This is a genomic window from uncultured Stenotrophomonas sp., assembly GCF_963519125.1.
Taxonomy (GTDB): Bacteria; Pseudomonadota; Gammaproteobacteria; order Xanthomonadales; family Xanthomonadaceae; genus Stenotrophomonas.
In genome coordinates, this window is the sequence record NZ_CAUQLJ010000023.1 from 31,415 (window position 1) to 50,752 (window position 19,338).

Genomic DNA, 19,338 nt, shown 5'->3' on the forward strand with positions numbered 1-19,338 from the left:
CTCTGCCCGGCTGCTGTTGGATTCAGGCGGACAGCCAACGCCTGCGAAGTTCGCCTGGTCAGGGCCGTCGGGGGCAGGTCCGCGGGGGACGCCGTGAATCCGTCCATGGAGGCTAAGTCGCGGCATCCATGCCGCTCATTCCCCCGCAAACCTACCCCCGACGGCCCTCCGATAGTGCGTCGGTGGCCACGGGAAACGCGGGTGCCGGCCGTTGGTCGGCTGTGCGGTACGGATCATTTCCATGCGTCACCGGACGCTGGAGATTTCACGGCGGTCGTTTGGGAACCGACCCTACCGGCGGCAACGTACGTCGCGCCCGCGCGTATAGACACGCCATGCGTGTCCACCGCAGACCAGCAGCCCACGCATTCGTGTCGACCAACGGTCGGCACACCGCTTTTCCCATGGCCTGCAACCCACTATCGAAGGGTCGTCGGGGGTGGGTTGGTGGGGGAATGAGCGGCATGGATGCCGCGACTTAGCCCCCATGGATGGGTTTACGGCGTCCCCCACCAACCCACCCCCGACGGCCCAAGCCAGGGAAGGCCCGCAGACCTCGGCTGTTCGCCTGAATCCAACAGCGAGCCGGGCAGAGCCCGGCTCTACGGGATCTCATGCAATCCGTTTAGCCGGCCGGCGGCCTGCACCACGACGTCGAACACAAAAAAACCCGGCCGGAGCCGGGTTTTCTGCAGTTCAAACGAGACCCATCACACCCAGCCGAACAGTTCGAACAGCTTGAGGATCAGGTAGGCGCAGCCGCCGGCGGCCGGAATGGTGAGAATCCAGGCCCAGACGATGCGCTCGATCACGCCCAGGCGCAGCGAGCGCGGGTTCTTGGCGTAGCCCACGCCCATGATCGCGGTGGAGATGCTGTGCGTGGTCGAGACCGGCATGCCGAAGTGGGCGGCCAGGGTCAGGATGGTGGCCGAGCTGGTCTCCGCGGCGAAGCCGTGGATCGGGTGCAGCTTGACCATCTTGTGGCCCAGGGTCTTGATGATCTTCCAGCCGCCCGAGGCGGTACCGGCCGCCATCACCACCGCACAGGTAAGCACGATCCACATCGCGATGCCGTCGCCAGCCTGCGCGTTGGGGTGCATGAAGGCCAGCCAGGACGGCAGGTCGTTCAGCGCACCGGTCGCCTCCGCGCCGATCAGGGTCATCGCGATGATGCCCATGGTCTTCTGCGCGTCATTGTGGCCGTGCGCGAAACCCATGTAGGCCGCCGACACGATCTGTGCCTTGCCGAAGAACGCATTGACGATGCGCGGACGCGCCATCCGGCCCAGCCAGCCGCCGGCCTTGGCCATGCCCGCGATGATCGCCCACAGCAGCAGCATCACCACGATACCGAGCAGGAAGCCCGCGATCGGCGAGGTGATCATCGGCAGGAACACCTTCCACAGCAGGCCCTTGTTCTGCGCCCACGTGCCGATCCGCTCCGACCAGATCAACGCATCCCAGTTGTTGTTGGCCGCCGCCAGGCCGGCACCACACAGACCGCCGATCAGCGCATGCGACGACGACGACGGAAGGCCCTTCCACCACGTGATCAGGTTCCAGATGATCCCGCCGAGCAGCGCGCACAGGATCACCTGCGGGGTCACGTCGATGACGTTGGTGTTGAGCAGGCCCGAGGCGATGGTCAACGCCACCGCGGTGCCGGTCAGCGCACCGATCAGGTTCATGAAGGCGGCAAGCATCACAGCCCAGCCGGGCGAGAGCACCTTGGTCGCCACCACGGTGGCGATGGAGTTGGCGGTGTCGTGGAAGCCGTTGATGAACTCGAAAACGAGCGCGGCCAGGATCACCACCAGAACGAGGGTCAGCATGCTGTGGCGTCCGTCAGCTGTTCTTCAGCACGATCTGGTACGCCACCACGCCCGCCTCGCGGCAGCGGTCGATGGCCTTTTCCAGGATCTCGAAGAATTCCTTGAGCAGGAACATCTGCAGGTTGTCCAGGCGACCGGAATAGATGTCGCGGTACAGCTCCAGCATCAGCCGGTCCGCCTCGTTCTCCAGCGCACGCAGCTTCTCGTTGAGCGCGGTCATCCGGTCCAGGTTCATGTGGCGCAGGTCGCTGACCATTTCCACCACCACGCTCGCCGCCTGTTCCAGCATCGCCGCGCGCGGCGCGAAATCGATGTGCTCCAGGTGCTTGGTCGCCAGCGAATAGCGGTCGGCGAACTTCTCTACCTGCTTGGGGATCTTGTACAGCGCCGAACCCAGCGCTTCGATGTCCTCGCGCTCGATCGGGGTCATGAAGCTGTCCACCAGCGCCTGGCTGATCTTGTCCGACGCCGCGCGCTCGCGCAGGCGGGCCAGCTTGAACGCGTCCAGCGCCGGCTGGCGGTCCGCTTCGCGCAGCATCGAATGCAGCGCCTTGGCGCTGTCGTGGGCGGCCTGGGCAGCCTCGTCCAGCAGGGTGTAGAACTGTTTGCCGGAGCCGAAAATGGTCTGCAGAGAGAACATTGAGAAACCTATTCGCCGTCGAGGAAGGACGGCACCGGGCGGAATTATGACGGTTTGATGTCCAAACTGGGTACTCCCGTCGTCTTCACGCCGTCTCCGGCCTGCCTGAACGACCCTGTTTGCACCCCTCCCCCCGGCTTTTGTTAAGATGCCCCGGCACCTTCGGGTGCACTCTATGGACGACGACCCTTACCCCCCGCCGCGCCCGCCAGGCCTGTCCTGGCCCGGTAGCCGCCGCCGCTTGAACACGCCCTCCCTGCCACCAACCGGGGACGACGCCCGTGTTTGAACTGATCCTGCTTGTTTTCGCCCTGATCCTGCTCAACGGGTTCTTCGCCATGTCCGAGATGTCGGTCATGACCTCGCGCAAGAGCCGCCTCAAGCAGATGGCCGGCTCCTCCAAGCGCGCCGCCAAGGCCCTGGAGCTGTCCGAGAAGCCCGAAAGCTTCCTCTCCACCGTCCAGATCGGCATCACCGTGATCGGCGTGCTGACCGGCCTGCTCGGCGGTGACGCCATCGGCGAGGCCATCGCCGGCTGGATCAAGGGCCTGATGCCCGGTTTCGGCCATGCCGAACTGGTCGGCAAGGGCCTGGCGGTCACCCTGATCACCTTCGTCACGCTGATCTTCGGCGAACTGGTCCCCAAGCGATTGGCCCTGACCCGTTCGGAAGACATCGCCGGGCTGGTCGCCCTGCCGATGAGCTGGCTGGCCAAACTGGCCTTCCCGTTCGTCTGGCTGCTGTCGAAGACTACCCGTCTGGTGCTGCGCCTGATCGGACTGGGTAACGACGAAGCGGCCACCGTGACCGAAGAAGAGATCCGCATGCTGGTGGCTGAAAGCCACGAGGCAGGCGTGATCGACGCGCATGAGCGCGACATGATGAACCGGGTGATGCGCCTCGGTGACCGCACCGCCGACAGCCTGATGACCCCGCGCAACCGGATCGCCTGGCTGGACACCCAGGCCGACGCCGAGAAGAACCTGACGGCCATGCGCGAGCACGAATTTTCACGCTACCCGGTGTACCGCGGCAGCGACCAGGACATCGTCGGCGTGCTCGAGGTGAAGAGCCTGGTCACCCGCCTCGCTCGCCGCGAAGAATCGCTGTTCCAGCAGCTGCGCGAGCCGCTGTACGTCTCCGAATCCACCCACGCGATGAAGCTGCTGGAGATCTTCCGCGAAGAGCAGCAGTCGATGGCGCTGGTGGTGGACGAATACGGCGAGATCCAGGGCCTGGTCACCATCAGCGACCTGATGGGCGCGGTGGTCGGCCGCATGCAGTCGGTGGAGAACGTCGACGAAGATGCGCTGGTGGTGACCCGCGAAGACGGCTCGCTGCTGGTCGACGGTTCGCTGTCGATCGAAGACCTGCGCGAACTGATGGGCAATGCCGAACTGCCCGATGCCGAGGACGGCGACTATTACACGCTGGCCGGCATGTGCATCCACTACTTCGGCCGCATTCCGCATGCAGGCGAGTACTTCGACTGGGCCGGCTGGCGTATCGAGATCGTCGACCTGGACGGCGCGCGCGTGGACAAGCTGCTGATGCGCGCACTGGCCGAAGAGGAGAGCGATGAACTCACCGGCTGATCCGCCGTCGGGGCCGGACCAGAGCCGGGCCGAGTACCAGAACGAGGGCATCCGCACGCTGCTGGCGATGTTCGACCACGGCGACCCGGACGAGCGCCTGCGGCTGGGACAGATCCTGCAGGGTCTACAGCAGAGTGCGTTCGGGGTGTTCCTGTTCGTGGCGATCCTGCCTTCGTTCATCCCGATTCCGGGCATTGGTGGCGCGGTCAGCGGACCGCTGGTGCTGCTGATCGGGGCGCAGATGCTGTGCGGGATGCGACGCCCCTGGCTGCCGCGCTTCATCGCCAACCGCGGGCCGCGCCGCGGCACCATGCACAAGTTCCTGGCCCGGATCGACGGGCCTTTGCGGCGGCTGGACCGCATGCTGAAGCCGCGGCGTTCGTGGTTCCTGGTGCCGTTGCCGGCGCATGCATTCACCGGCCTGCTGCTGATCCTGACCGGCGTGCTGCTGTCGTTGCCGATCCCGTTCACCAACTACCTGTTCGGGTTCCAGCTGCTGCTGTTCTCGCTGGCATTGCTGGAACGGGATGGGACGCTGATGCTGATCAACTGGATCGGCGCGATCGCGGCAGTGCTGTTCTTCAGCTTCAGCTCGGGGCAGCTTGTGCAGTACCTGACCGAGTTGTTCCAGAAGTGGTTCTGACCCGGTAGCGCCGGCCGTTGGCTGGCGCTACCAGGACACACGCTTTACCGCAGGTCCACCACGCCGTTGTCCGACAGCGCGCCCGGCTCATCGGTCACCGCCGACAACACGAAACTCAGCGCCTTGCCCAGCAGCGTGCCCGGGCCGTCCCAGTATTCGGCCGACTCGGCGCTGACGTGGATCAGGCGCAGGTTCGGATCGTCTTTCCCGCCGGGGAAGAACAGCTTCATCGGCGGCGACCACAGTTCCTCGACCTTGGCGCGGTCGTCGACCACGCGCGCGATCCCCGCGACCGATACATAGGTGTTCTTCGACTGCGAAGCGTACGCCACGTTGACGCGCGGATTGAGTGCGATCTCGGCGACCTTGGGGCTGTCGGCGGCGGTCGCGAACCACAGGTCGCCATCGAATTCGACTTCCTGGGTGCCCAGCGGGCGGCTGTAGAGGCGGCCGTCGACGCCGGTGGTGGTGAACATCGCGATGTCCACGCCGCGGATCAGTTCGGCCAGTTGTTTGATGTGCTGCTGGCGATCATGGTCGGCCATGGTGAAGCTCCTGCAATAGGGAGCTTCATCTCAACGGAAACGCCGGAATGGCGACGTGAACCGATCGGTCACGCCGCCTTCGCGGATCACCTCGTGGCCGACTGCCACGCTTGCATTGCAAGACCAAACGAACGCTTGCGCGCGCCGTGGTCGTAGATGTTCGCGGTGAGCAGCAGTTCGTCCGGCTTGTGGCGCGCAGCGAACGCGGCCATGCCTTCGCTGACCTGGCGCAGGTCGCCAACCACCGCGCAGGCCAGCGCGTTCTGCACGCCCAGCTTCTCGTGCGGCTGCCAGAACGCCTCGATGTCGTCGATCGGCGGCGGGATCAGGCCAGGCTTGCCGCGCCGCAGGTTGACGAAGCTCTGCTGCTGCGTGGTGAACAGACGCTTGGCTTCCGCCTCCGATTCGGCGGCGACCACGTTCAGGCCCAGCACCGCGTAGGGCGCGGTCAGGTACTGCGAAGGACGGAACTCGCGACGGTACACCGCCAGGGCCTCATCCATTGCGTCCGGGGCGAAGTGCGAAGCGAAGGCGAAGGGCAGGCCCATCGCCGCGGCCAGGCGCGCGCTGAACAGGCTCGAGCCCAGCAGCCACACCGGCACCGGAATGCCGGCGCCCGGCACCGCGCGCACCGCCTGCCCGGGCTGGGCCGGTTCGAAGTAGTGCAGCAGCTCGCGCACGTCCTGCGGGAACTGGTCGGCGCTGTCGAAGTAACGACGCAGCGCGCGTGCGGTCGGCTGGTCGGTACCCGGTGCGCGGCCCAGGCCAAGGTCGATCCGGTCCGGGTACAGCGAGGCCAGCGTGCCGAACTGCTCGGCCACCTGCAGCGGGGAATGGTTGGGCAGCATGATGCCGCCGGCACCGACCCGGATCCGCTGGGTGCCACCGGCCACGTGCCCGATCAGCACCGCGGTGGCAGCGCTGGCGATGCCCGGCATGTTGTGGTGTTCCGCCAGCCAGTAGCGGTGGTAGCCCCAGCCTTCGGCGTGCTGGGCCAGGTCCAGCATGTTGGCGAAGGCGCCGGTGGTGTCGCCGCCTTCGCAGACCGGGGCCAGATCGAGAATCGACAATTGCATGGTCGCGTTCCATTCAAGGTTATGCACTTGAGATGGGGCGCTCACCGGCCGATTCCATGGGCGTTGGCGGGATGCTGATTCCCGCGCCAGTCATTCCGGGGCGAGATCGACCATGGGGTTCAGGGCCGGGTCCAGCGCCACGCGTTCGTCGAAGACGAAGCAGCGGCCGTCATAGCCTTCGCCGCCGACCGCCTCGAAATAGCCAAGGATGCCGCCTTCGAGCTGCAGCACGTTGTCCATGCCGTCGTTGCGCATCCAGAGGGCGGCCTTTTCACAGCGGATGCCACCGGTGCAGAAACTCACCACGGTGCTGTCGCGCAGCGCCTCGCGATGTGGGGCCAGGGCCTCGGGCAGGTTGGTGAACTTGGTGATCGGCAGCACCAGTGCGTCCTGGAAGGTGCCGAACTCGATCTCCTGGGTGTTGCGGGTGTCGAGCATGACCACCGGCTTGCCGGCGTCATCGTGGCCCTGGCGCAGCCAGCGCTGCACCGTCGCCGGGTCCACCGAAGGCGCGCGCGGGTAGGCCAGCGGCTGGCCGTCGTCGATGCGGAAGCTGATGATCTCCGGCTTGACCTTGGCCTTGAGCCGGGCGAACGGCTGCATCTGGCTGTAACTGGTCTTCACGCGCATCCCGGCGAAGCGCGGATCCGCGTGCAATGCGGCGTAGAAACCGTCGATGCCCGGTTCGCTGCCAGCCAGGAACAGGTTGATGCCCTCGCCCGCCACCAGCACCGTGCCCCTTAGCTCGGCGGCCTCGGCACGCTCCAGCAGCGTGGCGCACAGCGCGTCCGGGTCGGCAATGGGGGTGAAGTGGTAGGCGGCGGTATTGGCGATCATCCGGCCATTTTAACCGGCGCCCACCTGCACCGCCCAACCGGGCGTTCAGCCGCGCAGCAGCACGAACGGCAGCAGCACCAGTGCCGCGGCCACCAGCATGCCGGCCAGCACTGCGACCACGAACAGCGGGCGGCGCCGCAGCAGCGTGGCGAAGGTTTCGGCGCTGCCGTCGGCCAGCGCGGCCTGGCGCTCGGCCCGCACCCGCACGCTGCGCGCCTGCTGGTACTCGGCCATGAGCGCTTTGGCGCGCGGCTGGTCGGCGTCGTCACGGACCCAGATGCCGCCAAACGAGATCCCCCAGGGGCTGGGTTCGGTCCGGTAATGGGCGATGCCCGCCTGGTCCAGCAGGGCGGTCACGTCCTGGATTTCATCGTCTGCGACGTTGCGCAGGTTGAGCAGGAGTTTCGACATCCGCCCATGATACCGCCCGGCGATGCGCTACCCTTGCGTCCCCCTTTTCAACCGGTGCCGCCCATGCGTCGTCTGCCGAAATTCCTGCTGGTTCCCGCGCTGCTGTCCTTGCTGGCCGCATGCACCCCGCCCGGCCCGCCGCCGGGAGGCAGCATCGCCGCCTTCGAGAAGATCGACACCCAGCCGGGCACCGGCGCCGAGGCCATCCCTGGCAGCACCATCGTGGTCCATTACACCGGGTGGGTGTACGACGAGAAAGCGGCCGACAAGCACGGCGAGAAGTTCGACAGCTCGGTCGATCGCGGCGAGCCGTTCAGCTTCGGGCTGGGCAAGGGCCAGGTCATCAAGGGCTGGGATGAAGGATTCGCCGGCATGAAGGTCGGCGGCAAGCGCACCCTGATGATTCCAGCAGAATACGGCTACGGCGCGTCCGGCGCCGGTCCGATCCCGCCGAACGCCTCGCTGGTGTTCGACGTGGAGCTGCTCGACGTCAAGCCGCGCTGACCGGCATGGACGAGGCCGTACCCGCCATGCGACGCGTGGCCATCATCGGTGGCGGCCCGGCCGGGTTGATGGCGGCCGAAACCGTGCGCGCCGCCGGCCATGCCGTGGACGTGTACGAGGCCAAGGGCTCGCCCGGGCGCAAGTTCCTGATCGCCGGCAAGGGCGGACTGAACCTGACCCACTCCGACCCGCTGGACGTCTTCGTGGCGCGTTACCGCGAACGCAGTGCCGAGGTCGGCGCCTGGCTGGCCGATTTCGACGGCGTGGCGCTGCGTGAGTGGGCGTTGGGCTTTGGCATTGAAACCTACGTCGGCAGCTCCGGTCGGGTGTTCCCGATGGACCGCAAGGCGGCACCGCTGCTGCGCGGCTGGGTGCGGCGCCTGAAGGAGTCCGGGGTCCGCTTCCATGTGCAGCACCGCTGGATCGGCTGGGGCGACGACGGCGTGCTGCTGTTTGATGCGCCCGAGGGCATGACGCGGGTGCAGGCCGATGCCGTGGTGCTCGCGATGGGCGGCGGCAGCTGGCCCGAACTCGGTTCGGATGCGGCGTGGGTGGCCCCGCTGGCCGCGCGCGGCGTGGAGATTGCGCCAATCAAGCCGGCCAACTGCGGGTTCGACATCGACTGGACGCCCTACTTCCGCGAACGCCAGGCCGGTGCGCCGCTCAAGCCGGTGGTGGCCTACTGGACCGCGCTGGATGGCCAGCCGCGTTCGCAGCAGGGCGAGTGCGTGATCAGCGCCGACGGGATCGAAGGCAGCCTGGTGTACGCCATGGCGGCCGACCTGCGCGACACGCTGGCGCGCGATGGCGAGGTCGTGGTGCAGCTGGACCTGCTGCCCGGGCAGAGCGAAGCGCAGGTGCTGGACAAGCTGCGCAAGCCGCGCCAGGGCCGCAGTTTCGGCGAGCACCTGCGGCGCCAGCTGGGGCTGGGCGGGGTGAAATCGGCGCTGCTGTTTGAAGTGCTGGGCAAGCACGCCGGCGATCTCCCTGCCGACGCCGTGGCCACCGCGCTGAAGCGCTTGCCGCTGTCGCTGCTGCGGCCGCGCCCGATCGCCGAGGTGATCAGCACCGCCGGTGGGGTGCGGCTGGAGGCGATGGATGCGCAGTTGATGCTGCGCGCGTTGCCCGGCACGTTCTGTGCGGGCGAGATGCTGGACTGGGAGGCGCCGACCGGCGGGTACCTGTTGACGGCGTGCTTTGCCAGTGGGTTGCGGGCTGGGCGCGGAGTGGTGGAGTTTTTGGCGTAGAGCCGGGCTCTGCCCGGCCTCCGGCATGCCGGGCAGAGCCCGGCACTACCGCGATTTGCTGTTGCGCAGGGCCCTGATGCGCGCAGGCGGCTCGAACGAATCGCTGCGGGCGTCGGACCAGAAGTCGTGGAACACGGCGTGGTCAGGCACGCGACGCAGCAGTTCGCCGGGGGTGAGATAGCGGTACAGCGACGCGAGCGAGCGGATCTCCACCGGCGAGACGCGGCGCACGATGTGCTCCGGACCCAGCTCGGCCGGGTGCTGCAGGCCGGCCGCACAGAGCAGGTCGCGCAGCGCGCGCAGGGTGTTCTCGTGGTAGTTGTGCACGCGGGTGGCCTTGTCGGCCGCATCCAGGTGCCGCCAGCGGTTCGGGTTCTGGGTGGCGATACCGGTCGGGCAGCGGTCGCTGTGGCAGCTCAGCGACTGGATGCAGCCGAGCGCGAACATGAAACCACGGCCGGCATTGCACCAGTCCGCGCCCAGCGCGATGGTGCGGGCGATCTCGAACGCACTGCTGACCTTGCCGGCCGCGCCGACCCGGATGCGGTCGCGCAGGTCCAGCCCGACCAGCGTGTTGTGCACCAGCAGCAGCGCCTCGTGCATCGGCACGCCAACGTGGTCGATGAACTCGGCCGGCGCCGCGCCGGTCCCCCCTTCGGCCCCGTCGACAACGATGAAGTCCGGCAGCAGCCCGGTTTCCTGCATCGCCTTGGCAATGCCGAACCATTCCCACGGATGCCCGATCGCCAGCTTGAAGCCGACCGGTTTGCCGCCGGACAGCTCGCGCAGCCGCGCCACGAACTGCAGCAGCTCCACCGGCGTGTTGAACGCCGAATGCTTCGACGGCGACACGCAGTCCACCCCCATCGGCACGCCGCGCGTGACCGAAATCTCGGCACTCACCTTGGCCGCCGGCAGCACCCCGCCATGGCCGGGCTTGGCACCCTGCGACAGCTTGATCTCGATCATGCGCACCTGATCGGTGTTGGCATTGGCCACGAAGCGCTCTTCGCTGAAACCACCGTGTTCGTCGCGACAGCCGAAGTAGCCCGAGCCGATCTCCCAGACCAGGTCACCGCCCATTTCGCGGTGGTACGGCGAGATCGAGCCTTCGCCGGTGTCGTGGTAGAACCCGCCGCGCCGCGCGCCTTCGTTGAGTGCGCGGATCGCATTGGCCGACAGCGAGCCGAAGCTCATCGCAGAGATGTTGAACACGCTGGCCGAGTACGGCTTGGCGCAGTTCGGCCCGATCAGCACGCGGAAGTCGTGATCGGCCACTTCGGTGGGCGCCAGCGAGTGATTGATCCACTCGTAGTCCACCGCATAGGTGCTGCGCAGCGTGCCGAAGGGTACGACGTCCATTTCGTTCTTGGAGCGCTGGTAGATCAGAGCGCGCTGCTGGCGCGAGAACGGTACGTCTTCCAGGTCGCTCTGCACGAAGTACTGGCGGATCTCCGGCCCGATCGATTCCAGCCCGTAGCGGAAGTGCGCCAGCACCGGATAGTTGCGCCGCAGCGTGCTGCGCTTCTGGAACAGGTCCCAGGTGCCTATCGCGGCCATGGCCGCCGTGATCCCCACGCCCCAGTACCAGGCCGGCCAGAGCGTGGCCAGCCAGACGCAGAGCGGGAACAACAGGATGGCGAGCACGTAGACCAGATACCGGTGCATGGCGTTCCTCAATCAACACATGCGGCGGAGTCTACAACCGTTCCGGTCTACAGCCGGTCGTCGACGAGGTCGCGCGGCCAGACCGACTTCACGTCGTACACCACCCCGCCCGGGCGCAGCAGCGACTGGATCGCGGCGCGGTCCATGCTGCGGAAGCGGTCGTGCGCCACGGCCAGCACCACCGCGTCGTAGCCCTGCGGGTCTGGCGTGTCCACCCAGTGCAGTCCACTGCCCTGCAGCGTGGCCGGCCCCACCCACGGGTCCTGCACCTGCACCTGTGCGCCGGCGTCCTGTAGTGCCTGGGCGAGCTCCAGCGCGCGGCTGTTGCGCAGGTCCGGGCAGTTCTCCTTGAAGGTCACACCCAGCACCAGCACGCGCGCCTGCGCCAACCCGTGGCCCCGCCCCTGCAGCAGCTCCAGCACGCGCTGCGCCACGTGCGCGCCGACCCGGTTGTTGACCTGGCGCGCAGTGTGGATGAGGTCGGGGTGGTAGCCCACGCTCTCGGACTTGTGCAGCAGGTAATACGGATCCACGCCGATGCAGTGCCCACCGACCAGGCCCGGCCGGAACGGCAGGAAGTTCCACTTGCTGCCGGCGGCATCGAGCACGTCCTGGGTGTCGATACCAAGCCGGTCGAAGATCAGCGCCAGTTCGTTGACCAGCGCGATGTTGACGTCGCGCTGGATGTTCTCGATCACCTTGGCCGCTTCGGCCACGCGGATCGACGGCGCCGGCCAGGTACCGGCGTGGATGATGCGTGCGTACAGCGCGTCGACCACCGCGGCCACTTCGGCGGTGGAGCCGGAGGTGATCTTGCGGATGTCGGCGAGACGTCGCTCGCGGTCGCCGGGGTTGATCCGTTCCGGGCTGTAGCCGCAGTGGAAGTCCTGGTTGAAGCGCAGGCCGGAGCCGGCTTCCAACAGTGGCACGCACACTTCTTCGGTGGTGCCCGGATACACGGTGGATTCGTAGATCACCAGGTCGCCGGGCTTGAGCACGCCGGCAATCAGGGTGCTGGCGGAGCGCAGCGGGCCGAGGTCAGGCTGCTCGTGCGCATCGATCGGGGTCGGCACCGTAACGATGTAGACGTTGCAGCCGGCCAGGTCGGCCGGATCGGCGCTGTAGCGTGCCTGCACGGCGGCCGCCAGCTCCTGCGGTTCCAGTTCCAGGGTATGGTCACGCCCCTGCTGCAGCTCGGCGACCCGTGCCGCGTCGATGTCATAGCCCAGGGTCGGCTGCAGTGCGCCGAATGCCACCGTCAGCGGCAGCCCCACGTACCCCAGCCCGATGACGCAGATGCGCGCCTGCGCGGCGGCGCTGGCGGCGTGCGGGAACCGCAGGTTTGATTCGATCATTCGTGGCCAGGACGCAGGATGCAGGATGCAGGTGCGACAAGCCTAACGTGTCGCGGGCAGGCCTACAAAGAACAAAGCCGCCGCCCGCGGAGAGTACGGACGACGGCCAACAAAGTGGTCCAGCTGCGGTTACTACCCTTTCAGACAACCCCGGGGGCATACCCCGGACCGGTCACAGCTGGTAGACACATCGTAGGCGTTGCACTGTGATCTTTCTGTTACGGCCGGCACGCAATCACGAACCGAGGGTCACCGCGGCAGGCTCCAGCTCGCCGGAAACGCCGGTCCACAGCTCGAGCAGGCGCGCGAAACCCACACGGCGCTGGCCATCGACCGGCGGCGCCGCGCTGAATCCCGGCCACTCGGCGTCCACGATCGCGCTCATCACGTCCGGGTCGATCCGGGAAGAGGCCATGGTCCAGCGCGGAAAATGCCGGGTGGCCACTTCGCCACGCGCCAGCTCGCGGATGCGCAGGTGGCTGCGGGCGTTGAGCACGCGCTGCTCCACCGAGGCCACGCCATCGTCCGGTCCCTCTACGTATTGCAGGAAACGCTGGCCGTCGAACATCAGGACGCCCGTGACACCGGTAACCTTGTTGAAGCTCGACGCGGCGGCGAGTATGCGGTCGATGTCCGACCCGTCGATTCCTTCGACCGCTTCGCTGACGTAGGCGAACGCGTGCAATGCCATATGCACCCCCCGGTGTAGTCGAGACGACTATGCCATGAAGCGAGCGCGGTAGAAAAGACGCGCGGGCCGATCTTCAGGGCGACTGCACGGTGTAGCCAGCCTGGCGCAGCCGGTCGAGGTAACCCCCCGGCTCGACCAGCGAATGCACCGGCACCGTACCGAATGTCACCGGGTGGCGCGCCAGTGCATCGCGTGCCGCGGCCAGCCATTTTTCGGTCGCGCGCGCGTCCAGCTGGCTCATGCCGCGCCGCTGTCCCAGCTCACTGCTGGCGATGGCACCCACGCACGCGTCGTACTGGCTCTTCAGTGCCAGCTGCTGCAGTGCCTCGGTGTCGCCCACGGCCCATGCGTTGGCGTGTTCAACCAGCAGCGGCAACTGGTGTTCGACCACGTCCAGCGTTCGCTGCAGGCAGGTCACGTCCTGCAATGTGCTGACACGCACTTCCTTCAATGCCTTGCGTGGATCGTCGATCTTGACCTCGACCTTGGTCACGACCGGCGTCAAGCCGCGCCGCTTGTAGGCCTTTGACAGCTGCTTCCCCACACCCGAGCGCGGGGTCAGTCCCACCTCTTCGAGCGCGGCGGCATACAGCCGGGTGGCGGCGACCAGCGGGCGATCTTTCTCGACGCCATCGCCGCGCCCGAGGTAACGCTGCTTCAGCGGTTCCCAGCGCGCGTACAGATCGGCGGGAAGGATTTCCTGCAGGCGCCGTCCCTGCGGATCGTGAGCGGCCTTCATGGCCGACGGCAGCAGGGTCAGTCGGCCGAAGAAGCCGACGTCGGCATCCAGCGACCAGCCCGGCGAACCCAGTACCGCGTCGGCACTGGCGATCACCGCCTCGACCTCGTCGGCGCGCCACTCCAGCCTGGCCGGCAACGGCGACACCGTGCCCAGGATCCACAACGTATGGCCCTGTGCGTTACGCACCTGCCACATGCCCGGGCCGGGCTGCACGCCGGACACCACCACCGGAGCCAGGTCGACCACCTCCGGTGGCGAAGGCTGCGCCCTGCCCTCGGTCAGGCCGGCAAAGAGCAGCCCTGCCAGCAGGACGCCTGCCACTATCGCCCGGGCCATGCTCAGCCTCCGTCCGGCGTCTGCCGGTACGGCTCTTCAAAGGGACGGAAGTCGTGTTCGGCCAGCGCTGCCGCCACCCAGGCCTGTACGCCCGGCAGCGACTGCACCTGCTGCATGTAGATCGCCACGCGGGGCGATACCGGCACCGCGTAGGTGTGCAGGCGCATCACCACCGGCGCGAAGAAGGCGTCGGCGATGCTGAAACGATCAAACAGCAGCGGGCCGTCGTGGCGCGCCAACAGGCGTTCCCACAGCGCCTGCAGGCGCTGCAGGTCGGCAACCACGTCCGGCTGGTTGCGCAGCACGCGCGCACCGATCTCCGGCAGCCGTGCTTCGATGTTCATCGGGAAATGCGAGCGCAGCGCGCCGAACCCGCTGTGCATCGCGGCGGTGGCGCTGCGCGCGAGGGCGCGTTCGCCGCGGTCCTGCGGCCACAGTGCGTGTTCGGGGAAACCTTCGGCCAGGTACTCCGCAATGGCCAGCGAATCCCACACCACCCGCTCGCCATCGACCAGCACCGGCACCGTGCCCGAGGGCGACAACGCCTCGGCGCTGCGCTTGAACTGCGAGTCCGGGTCGAAGCTGTCGAAGCGCAGCACCACCTCGTTGAACGGAATGCCGGCCTGGGTCATCAGCACCCACGGCCGCATCGACCACGAGGAGTAGTTCTTGTTGCCGATATGGAGCTCTAGCATGGCCAAGGGATCCGGGCAGGAGGGTTGCGCCATGCTAGCGCAGCGCCGGCCCGGGTTTCCGCTACACTTCACCCCGCCAAGCGCGCCCGGATGGCGAAACTGGTAGACGCATCGGACTTAAAATCCGCCGGGGGCAACCCCATGCCGGTTCGATTCCGGCTCCGGGCACCAACCACTTTTCTGCCTGCGCCGGAAGGTGCAACGTCAGATCGCCCGCGAGTAGCGCACCGGCTGTTCGGGTTGGGCCAGGTAACGGTCGAAGCACATGGCCAGCAGGCGCAGCAGCGGGCGGCCGCGTTCGGTGGCGCGCACCGTGCCGTCGCGGTATTCGGCGAGGCCATCTGCCTGCAGCGCCGACAGGGACGCCAGCGCGTCGGCGAAATAGTGGTCGAAATCGACGCCATGTCGCGCGCCCAGCGCGCGGCCGTCCACTTCGCCCTGGCACATCAGCTGGTTGATCAGTTCGGCGCGCAGTCCGTCGTCGGCGTCCAGGGTCAGGCCGCGCCAGACGGGCAGGCGACCGCTGTCCACGGCGCTCTCCCACCCGGGCAGGTCGCGCGGGTTCTGGCTGTAGCTGCTGCCGATGCGGCTGATCGCGCTGGCGCCCAGGCCAACCAGGTCGGTCTGGGCGTGGGTGGTGTAGCCCATGAAATTGCGATGGAGCTGGCCGGCCCGCTGCGCGCGGGAGAGGTTCTCTTCCGGCAGCGCGAAATGGTCCATGCCGATGTACTGGTACCCGGCCAGCGACAGCCGGCGAACCGCGAGGCCCAACAGGGCGAGCTTCTGCTCCGGGCTGGGCAGCGCCGCGTCGGGAATCTGCCGCTGCGCCTTGAACAGGTTCGGCAGGTGCGCGTATCCATAGATTGCCAGCCGATCCGGACGTTCGCGCAGCACGGTTTCCAGGGTGTTGGCGAAACCTTCCAGCGTCTGGTGCGGCAGCCCGTAGATCAGATCGACATTGACCGAGGACAGGCCGTGTTCGCGGCAGGCGCGCAGCACATCGAGGGTCGCCTCGATACCCTGTTCGCGATTGATCGCCCGCTGTACCACGGGGTCGAAATCCTGGATGCCCAGGCTGGCGCGATTGAACCCCAGCGCACCAAGTGCGGCAATGTCGTCACGGCTGACGAAACGCGGATCCAGTTCGATCGAGAAGTCGCGGTCGGACGCGCTACTGAAGGAGAACCGGCGGCGCAGGCCGTCGATCAGTTCGCGCATCTGCGCACGCGCCAGGAAGTTCGGCGTGCCGCCGCCCAGGTGCAGCTGGATCACTTCGCGCGAGGCGTCGAACAACGGCGCGATGAGGTCCGCTTCGCTGAGCACGCGTGCCACGTACGCGATGCCCCTGCCATGGTCGCGGGTAATGACCCGGTTGCAGCCGCAGTAGAAACACGGACTGCTGCAGTAGGGTACGTGCACGTATAGCGACAGCGGCAGCGCCTGCGCATTGCTTTCGGCGATGGCCGCACGCAGGCCGTGCTCACCGAAGCCGTCGTGGAAGTGCGGCGCGGTCGGGTACGAGGTGTAGCGCGGCCCGGGCCGGTCGTGGCGGCGCAGCAGCTCGGGATCGAAGTGCCAGGCAAGCCCGGCGGCGGCAGGCGAAAGGGTGTCCATGCCGCCAGCGTGCGCGCTGACGAGGCTTCACGCATTGAGCCAGATCAATCCGGGCGCAGAGGGCGCACGACCGGCAGCTCCGGCCAGCGCTGCATCTGGATGCGCCGCCAGAAGGTGTCGGCGATCCGCACCGCCACGTCGTCGGCGAGGCGTTGCATCGGCGGGTTGCCGGATTCAGCGGTGGTCTGGCTGAACAGCAGCAGCCAGCGATCAAACAGCTCGCGTTCCAGTTCCGGCATGGCCATGTGCTTTGACATCGGGTTGCCACTGAAGCGACGGGTACCGCGCAGCATGGCCGACCAGAAATCGACCAGCTGGGCCAAGTGCGCATCCCAGTCGTGGACACGGGCGTCGAACACCGGGCCCAGCTGCGGGTCCTGGCGCACCCGGGCGTAGAAGTCGTGCACCAGCCGCGTGACCTCCTGTTCGCTGCACAGTTCGAGCGAAGCCACGGGCAGGTCGGGAACGGCGGGGGACGACATGGATTCCTCGGCAGCGTACGGCACACGGTGAGGTGGACATGATGCTACGCCGGTTTGATCAGGATCAATGTGGCGTGCTGTCGCAGGGCCTAACGTGCACTCCATGACGCCGCAGAACGACTCGACCGGTACCCGCCGCCGCACGCTGATCCAGCACTGGGGCGCCGTGCTGTGGCCCAGCTTCATCGCCGCCGGCCTGGCCAGCGTGGTCTTTTTCGCGTTCGTGGACCCGCTGCGGCTGCGGGACATCAGTTTCCCCGGCCATGCGGTGAGCCGCGAGCTGGGCTACACCCTCGGCTTCTTCATGTTCTGGGCGGTGACGGCGATGGCCAGTGCGGTCACCGGCTACCTGCTGCGGCCACTGCCCCGCGACGACGACGAGCTGCCGCTGGGGTGAGCACGCCCTGCGCCCCGGTTGCGCGACCTGCCCTGCGCTGGCGGGCGTTGCTGTCCGTGCTGCTGCTGGGCGGCTTTTACGCCCTGCCCTGGCTGCGCTGGGACGGGCGCCAGGCACTGCTGCTGGACCTGCCGGCGCGCCGCTTCGACCTGTTCGGGTGGACCCTGTGGCCGCAGGATGTGGGCGTGCTGTTCGGGTTGATCGCGGTGATGGCGTGTTCGCTGGTGCTGTTGACCACCGTGGCCGGTCGGGTCTGGTGCGGACATGCCTGTCCGCAGACACTGTGGAGCGGCCTTTTCCGCTGGATCGAACGCGTGTGCACGCAACGGCTGCCTTCACCTGCCCCCGCTGCCGTTGTCACTCAGCTCGCGTGGGCGCTGATCGCGCTGTGGACCGGCATCACCTTCGTCGGGCTGTTCACGCCCATCCATCAGCTGGTGGCGGGGTTCTGGCCTGCCAGCTGGAGCGGGTGGGAGCGGTTCTGGGTGCTGTTCTACGCCACCGCAACCTGGGGCAATGCCGGCTTCCTGCGCGAACAGGTCTGCACCGACCTCTGCCCGTATGCGCGCGTGGCGCCGCTGTTGTGCGATGCCGACACGCCGCAGGCCTGTTACGACGCGCGCCGCGCCGAACCGCGCGGCCCACGTGGGCCAGGTGCGGGCAGCGTGGAGCAACGCGGCCGCGGATTGCTTGATCCGACCAGTGCCAGCGACTACGCATTCCGCGCGGCGCACCCGGCGCTGGCGGGCCCACCGCCTCGGTTTACCGAAGACCGGCTGGGCGACTGCCTGGATTGCGCGGCCTGCGTGCAGGTGTGCCCGATTCAGTTGGACGTGCGCAGCGCTCCGCAGCCGGAGTGCATCGCCTGCGGCGCCTGCGTGGACGCCTGCGATGCGCAGATGCGCGCGTGGCGGTTCCCGACCGGGCTGGTCCGGATGGCCAGTGCCAATGCACTGCAGGGCAAGCCCCGGCGCTGGGTGCGTCCGCGCGTGCTGGCCGCGCTGGCGTGCCTGTTGGTCCTGCTGGGACTGGGTGTTCAACACCTGTAACGGCCGGTTCCCTGGCGCCGGTTCCCCAACCGGATTCAGCGCACCCGCGTGCTCGGCGGGGGCACCATCTGCGCGCGCCGGACGATCCCGAGCTGTTCAATGACCATCGCGAGTTCGTTGGTGACCTGGGTACGGCTGCGCCCGTGCGGCACCAGGCGCTCGAGCACCTGCTGATACGTGGTCCAGAACTCCGGCCCACATCCATGCTTGCTGTAACTGGCTTCCAGCTCGGTGCGCACACCGTTGGCCAGTTCACTTGCGCCGTATTGCATACGACCTCCCTTGGACCTGCTCTGCGATCGAGACGAGCAATTCCCCCCTGCCAGGCCTGCGCCTGCCGCTCCGCTGCTGGGTGGCAACGGAACTTCACCCACGTTTCACTCCACCCTTTCACGCTCTTCGCGCGAAGTCAACCAGTGGCGCAACCGGCCTCGCTGGTGAACTGAATCGTTCAGCAAGTTGAAACCGACATGCAGACAGCATGCCGGTGCAGCGGTGACAGGGTGATGTCAGGCGCCCATCCGCCAGATGCCGTAGGCGGCAATGGCGAGGCCGGCGCCCAGGACCATCCAGGCCACCCCGTTGAAGCGCTTGAACACCTTCGCCAGGCCGAAGGAAAGCGCGATGGCCGCCACCCCGAACCCCAGAACCACTGCGCCGCTGACGTTGCTGGGTGAATCCCAGAAAGAACCGGGCACGCCGGTAGCCGCGAACCACATGGCCAGATCCATCGAACACCTCGGAAAGATACGTGCCTTCACAGTAGGCAGGACGCTGTACCGGGCGGGTGAAGAAAACCGACGGCGGCACAAACGAAAAACCCCGCCGAAGCGGGGTTTTTCAACAACTGGAGGCCTGGGTCGGAATCGAACCGGCGTACACGGATTTGCAATCCGTTGCATGACCACTCTGCCACCAGGCCGGGAATCTGGAGCGGGAAACGAGACTCGAACTCGCGACCTCAACCTTGGCAAGGTTG

At 67.3% G+C, this 19,338-nt stretch carries 21 protein-coding genes and 2 tRNA genes; 7 read left to right on the plus strand and 16 right to left on the minus strand.

What is annotated here, in order from left to right; all coding sequences use genetic code 11:
- Window positions 1–710: 710 nt before the first annotated feature.
- Together RYM47_RS16590 and RYM47_RS16595 are read right to left on the minus strand one after the other, a co-directional pair.
- Window positions 711–1,832: an inorganic phosphate transporter gene (locus RYM47_RS16590; RefSeq protein ID WP_315389304.1), complete on the minus strand. Its 1,122-nt coding sequence runs from the start codon at window positions 1,830–1,832 to the stop codon at window positions 711–713.
- Between the two features lie 13 nt (window positions 1,833–1,845).
- Window positions 1,846–2,472 carry a DUF47 family protein gene (locus RYM47_RS16595; protein ID WP_070207259.1) on the minus strand — a complete coding sequence of 209 codons (627 nt, stop codon included), beginning with the start codon at window positions 2,470–2,472 and terminating at the stop codon, window positions 1,846–1,848.
- Window positions 2,473–2,753: 281 nt separating this feature from the next.
- Here RYM47_RS16595 and RYM47_RS16600 point away from each other — a divergent pair, with 281 nt between their 5' ends.
- Together RYM47_RS16600 and RYM47_RS16605 are read left to right on the plus strand one after the other, a co-directional pair.
- Window positions 2,754–4,067, plus strand: coding sequence for a hemolysin family protein (locus RYM47_RS16600; protein WP_315389306.1), 1,314 nt, complete (start codon window positions 2,754–2,756; stop codon window positions 4,065–4,067).
- Window positions 4,051–4,710, plus strand: a complete 660-nt coding sequence (locus tag RYM47_RS16605) for an exopolysaccharide biosynthesis protein (protein ID WP_315389308.1) — start codon at window positions 4,051–4,053, stop codon at window positions 4,708–4,710. Before RYM47_RS16600 ends, RYM47_RS16605 begins: the two co-directional genes overlap by 17 nt.
- A gap of 44 nt (window positions 4,711–4,754) precedes the next feature.
- On the opposite strand, the gene RYM47_RS16610 is transcribed toward RYM47_RS16605, so the two are convergent.
- From RYM47_RS16610 to RYM47_RS16625, 4 genes are all read right to left on the minus strand, one after another.
- Complete coding sequence (locus RYM47_RS16610; RefSeq protein WP_315389310.1) at window positions 4,755–5,255, minus strand: pyridoxamine 5'-phosphate oxidase family protein; 501 nt, start codon at window positions 5,253–5,255, stop codon at window positions 4,755–4,757.
- Between the two features lie 86 nt (window positions 5,256–5,341).
- Window positions 5,342–6,331, minus strand: coding sequence for an LLM class flavin-dependent oxidoreductase (locus tag RYM47_RS16615; RefSeq protein WP_315389312.1), 990 nt, complete (start codon window positions 6,329–6,331; stop codon window positions 5,342–5,344).
- 90 nt (window positions 6,332–6,421) lie between these two features.
- Window positions 6,422–7,168: a sulfurtransferase gene (locus RYM47_RS16620; protein ID WP_315389314.1), complete on the minus strand. Its 747-nt coding sequence runs from the start codon at window positions 7,166–7,168 to the stop codon at window positions 6,422–6,424.
- A gap of 45 nt (window positions 7,169–7,213) precedes the next feature.
- Entirely contained in the window at window positions 7,214–7,579 is a 366-nt protein-coding gene (locus RYM47_RS16625) for a DUF6164 family protein (protein WP_315389316.1), read from the minus strand.
- 63 nt (window positions 7,580–7,642) lie between these two features.
- Here RYM47_RS16625 and RYM47_RS16630 point away from each other — a divergent pair, with 63 nt between their 5' ends.
- A complete protein-coding gene (locus RYM47_RS16630) occupies window positions 7,643–8,083 on the plus strand; it encodes an FKBP-type peptidyl-prolyl cis-trans isomerase (protein ID WP_315389318.1) in 441 nt (146 codons plus the stop codon).
- Window positions 8,084–8,088: 5 nt separating this feature from the next.
- A complete protein-coding gene (locus tag RYM47_RS16635; protein ID WP_315389320.1) occupies window positions 8,089–9,330 on the plus strand; it encodes a TIGR03862 family flavoprotein in 1,242 nt (413 codons plus the stop codon).
- Window positions 9,331–9,375: 45 nt separating this feature from the next.
- On the opposite strand, the gene RYM47_RS16640 is transcribed toward RYM47_RS16635, so the two are convergent.
- The 5 genes from RYM47_RS16640 to RYM47_RS16660 form a co-directional block, all read right to left on the minus strand.
- Window positions 9,376–10,998, minus strand: a complete 1,623-nt coding sequence (locus RYM47_RS16640) for an FMN-binding glutamate synthase family protein (RefSeq protein WP_315389321.1) — start codon at window positions 10,996–10,998, stop codon at window positions 9,376–9,378.
- A 47-nt stretch (window positions 10,999–11,045) separates the two neighbouring features.
- Complete coding sequence (locus tag RYM47_RS16645) at window positions 11,046–12,353, minus strand: nucleotide sugar dehydrogenase (RefSeq protein ID WP_315389323.1); 1,308 nt, start codon at window positions 12,351–12,353, stop codon at window positions 11,046–11,048.
- Window positions 12,354–12,588: 235 nt separating this feature from the next.
- Complete coding sequence (locus tag RYM47_RS16650) at window positions 12,589–13,044, minus strand: BLUF domain-containing protein (RefSeq protein ID WP_315389324.1); 456 nt, start codon at window positions 13,042–13,044, stop codon at window positions 12,589–12,591.
- A gap of 73 nt (window positions 13,045–13,117) precedes the next feature.
- Entirely contained in the window at window positions 13,118–14,122 is a 1,005-nt protein-coding gene (locus RYM47_RS16655) for a TraB/GumN family protein (RefSeq protein WP_315389326.1), read from the minus strand.
- Window positions 14,123–14,124: 2 nt separating this feature from the next.
- Window positions 14,125–14,817 carry a glutathione S-transferase family protein gene (locus tag RYM47_RS16660; RefSeq protein ID WP_315389328.1) on the minus strand — a complete coding sequence of 231 codons (693 nt, stop codon included), beginning with the start codon at window positions 14,815–14,817 and terminating at the stop codon, window positions 14,125–14,127.
- Window positions 14,818–14,901: 84 nt separating this feature from the next.
- Here RYM47_RS16660 and RYM47_RS16665 point away from each other — a divergent pair.
- Window positions 14,902–14,988, plus strand: a tRNA-Leu gene (locus RYM47_RS16665).
- A gap of 33 nt (window positions 14,989–15,021) precedes the next feature.
- Here the strand turns inward: RYM47_RS16665 and hemN are convergent.
- Window positions 15,022–16,431: an oxygen-independent coproporphyrinogen III oxidase gene (hemN, locus tag RYM47_RS16670; RefSeq protein ID WP_315389330.1), complete on the minus strand. Its 1,410-nt coding sequence runs from the start codon at window positions 16,429–16,431 to the stop codon at window positions 15,022–15,024.
- A 44-nt stretch (window positions 16,432–16,475) separates the two neighbouring features.
- Entirely contained in the window at window positions 16,476–16,913 is a 438-nt protein-coding gene (locus RYM47_RS16675) for a group III truncated hemoglobin (protein WP_315389332.1), read from the minus strand.
- Window positions 16,914–17,016: 103 nt separating this feature from the next.
- On the opposite strand from RYM47_RS16675, the gene RYM47_RS16680 reads away from it, so the two are divergent.
- Both RYM47_RS16680 and RYM47_RS16685 read left to right on the plus strand, forming a co-directional pair.
- Window positions 17,017–17,310, plus strand: coding sequence for a hypothetical protein (locus tag RYM47_RS16680; protein WP_315389334.1), 294 nt, complete (start codon window positions 17,017–17,019; stop codon window positions 17,308–17,310).
- Complete coding sequence (locus tag RYM47_RS16685) at window positions 17,307–18,359, plus strand: 4Fe-4S dicluster domain-containing protein (RefSeq protein ID WP_315389336.1); 1,053 nt, start codon at window positions 17,307–17,309, stop codon at window positions 18,357–18,359. Before RYM47_RS16680 ends, RYM47_RS16685 begins: the two co-directional genes overlap by 4 nt.
- A 35-nt stretch (window positions 18,360–18,394) precedes the next feature.
- Here RYM47_RS16685 and RYM47_RS16690 read toward each other — a convergent pair whose 3' ends face one another.
- From RYM47_RS16690 to RYM47_RS16700, 3 genes are all read right to left on the minus strand, one after another.
- Window positions 18,395–18,631 (minus strand): hypothetical protein, encoded by a 237-nt coding sequence (locus RYM47_RS16690; protein WP_315389338.1) that lies wholly within the window; start codon window positions 18,629–18,631, stop codon window positions 18,395–18,397.
- A 237-nt stretch (window positions 18,632–18,868) separates the two neighbouring features.
- A complete protein-coding gene (locus RYM47_RS16695) occupies window positions 18,869–19,078 on the minus strand; it encodes a hypothetical protein (RefSeq protein ID WP_315389340.1) in 210 nt (69 codons plus the stop codon).
- A gap of 129 nt (window positions 19,079–19,207) precedes the next feature.
- Window positions 19,208–19,281: transfer RNA gene (locus RYM47_RS16700), tRNA-Cys, on the minus strand.
- Window positions 19,282–19,338: the final 57 nt, after the last annotated feature.

Bases quoted from the DNA above. Each gene is read 5' to 3' on its own strand.
- RYM47_RS16645 (WP_315389323.1), bottom strand. From the start codon at position 12,353: ATGATCGAATCAAACCTGCGGTTCCCGCACGCCGCCAGCGCCGCCGCG.
- RYM47_RS16615 (WP_315389312.1), bottom strand. From the start codon at position 6,331: ATGCAATTGTCGATTCTCGATCTGGCCCCGGTCTGCGAAGGCGGCGAC.
- RYM47_RS16680 (WP_315389334.1), top strand. From the start codon at position 17,017: ATGACGCCGCAGAACGACTCGACCGGTACCCGCCGCCGCACGCTGATC.
- RYM47_RS16630 (WP_315389318.1), top strand. From the start codon at position 7,643: ATGCGTCGTCTGCCGAAATTCCTGCTGGTTCCCGCGCTGCTGTCCTTG.
- RYM47_RS16690 (WP_315389338.1), bottom strand. From the start codon at position 18,631: ATGCAATACGGCGCAAGTGAACTGGCCAACGGTGTGCGCACCGAGCTG.
- RYM47_RS16590 (WP_315389304.1), bottom strand. From the start codon at position 1,832: ATGCTGACCCTCGTTCTGGTGGTGATCCTGGCCGCGCTCGTTTTCGAG.
- RYM47_RS16595 (WP_070207259.1), bottom strand. From the start codon at position 2,472: ATGTTCTCTCTGCAGACCATTTTCGGCTCCGGCAAACAGTTCTACACC.
- RYM47_RS16635 (WP_315389320.1), top strand. From the start codon at position 8,089: ATGGACGAGGCCGTACCCGCCATGCGACGCGTGGCCATCATCGGTGGC.
- hemN (WP_315389330.1), bottom strand. From the start codon at position 16,431: ATGGACACCCTTTCGCCTGCCGCCGCCGGGCTTGCCTGGCACTTCGAT.
- RYM47_RS16675 (WP_315389332.1), bottom strand. From the start codon at position 16,913: ATGTCGTCCCCCGCCGTTCCCGACCTGCCCGTGGCTTCGCTCGAACTG.
- RYM47_RS16610 (WP_315389310.1), bottom strand. From the start codon at position 5,255: ATGGCCGACCATGATCGCCAGCAGCACATCAAACAACTGGCCGAACTG.
- RYM47_RS16640 (WP_315389321.1), bottom strand. From the start codon at position 10,998: ATGCACCGGTATCTGGTCTACGTGCTCGCCATCCTGTTGTTCCCGCTC.
- RYM47_RS16650 (WP_315389324.1), bottom strand. From the start codon at position 13,044: ATGGCATTGCACGCGTTCGCCTACGTCAGCGAAGCGGTCGAAGGAATC.
- RYM47_RS16605 (WP_315389308.1), top strand. From the start codon at position 4,051: ATGAACTCACCGGCTGATCCGCCGTCGGGGCCGGACCAGAGCCGGGCC.
- RYM47_RS16655 (WP_315389326.1), bottom strand. From the start codon at position 14,122: ATGGCCCGGGCGATAGTGGCAGGCGTCCTGCTGGCAGGGCTGCTCTTT.
- RYM47_RS16695 (WP_315389340.1), bottom strand. From the start codon at position 19,078: ATGTGGTTCGCGGCTACCGGCGTGCCCGGTTCTTTCTGGGATTCACCC.
- RYM47_RS16660 (WP_315389328.1), bottom strand. From the start codon at position 14,817: ATGCTAGAGCTCCATATCGGCAACAAGAACTACTCCTCGTGGTCGATG.
- RYM47_RS16625 (WP_315389316.1), bottom strand. From the start codon at position 7,579: ATGTCGAAACTCCTGCTCAACCTGCGCAACGTCGCAGACGATGAAATC.
- RYM47_RS16620 (WP_315389314.1), bottom strand. From the start codon at position 7,168: ATGATCGCCAATACCGCCGCCTACCACTTCACCCCCATTGCCGACCCG.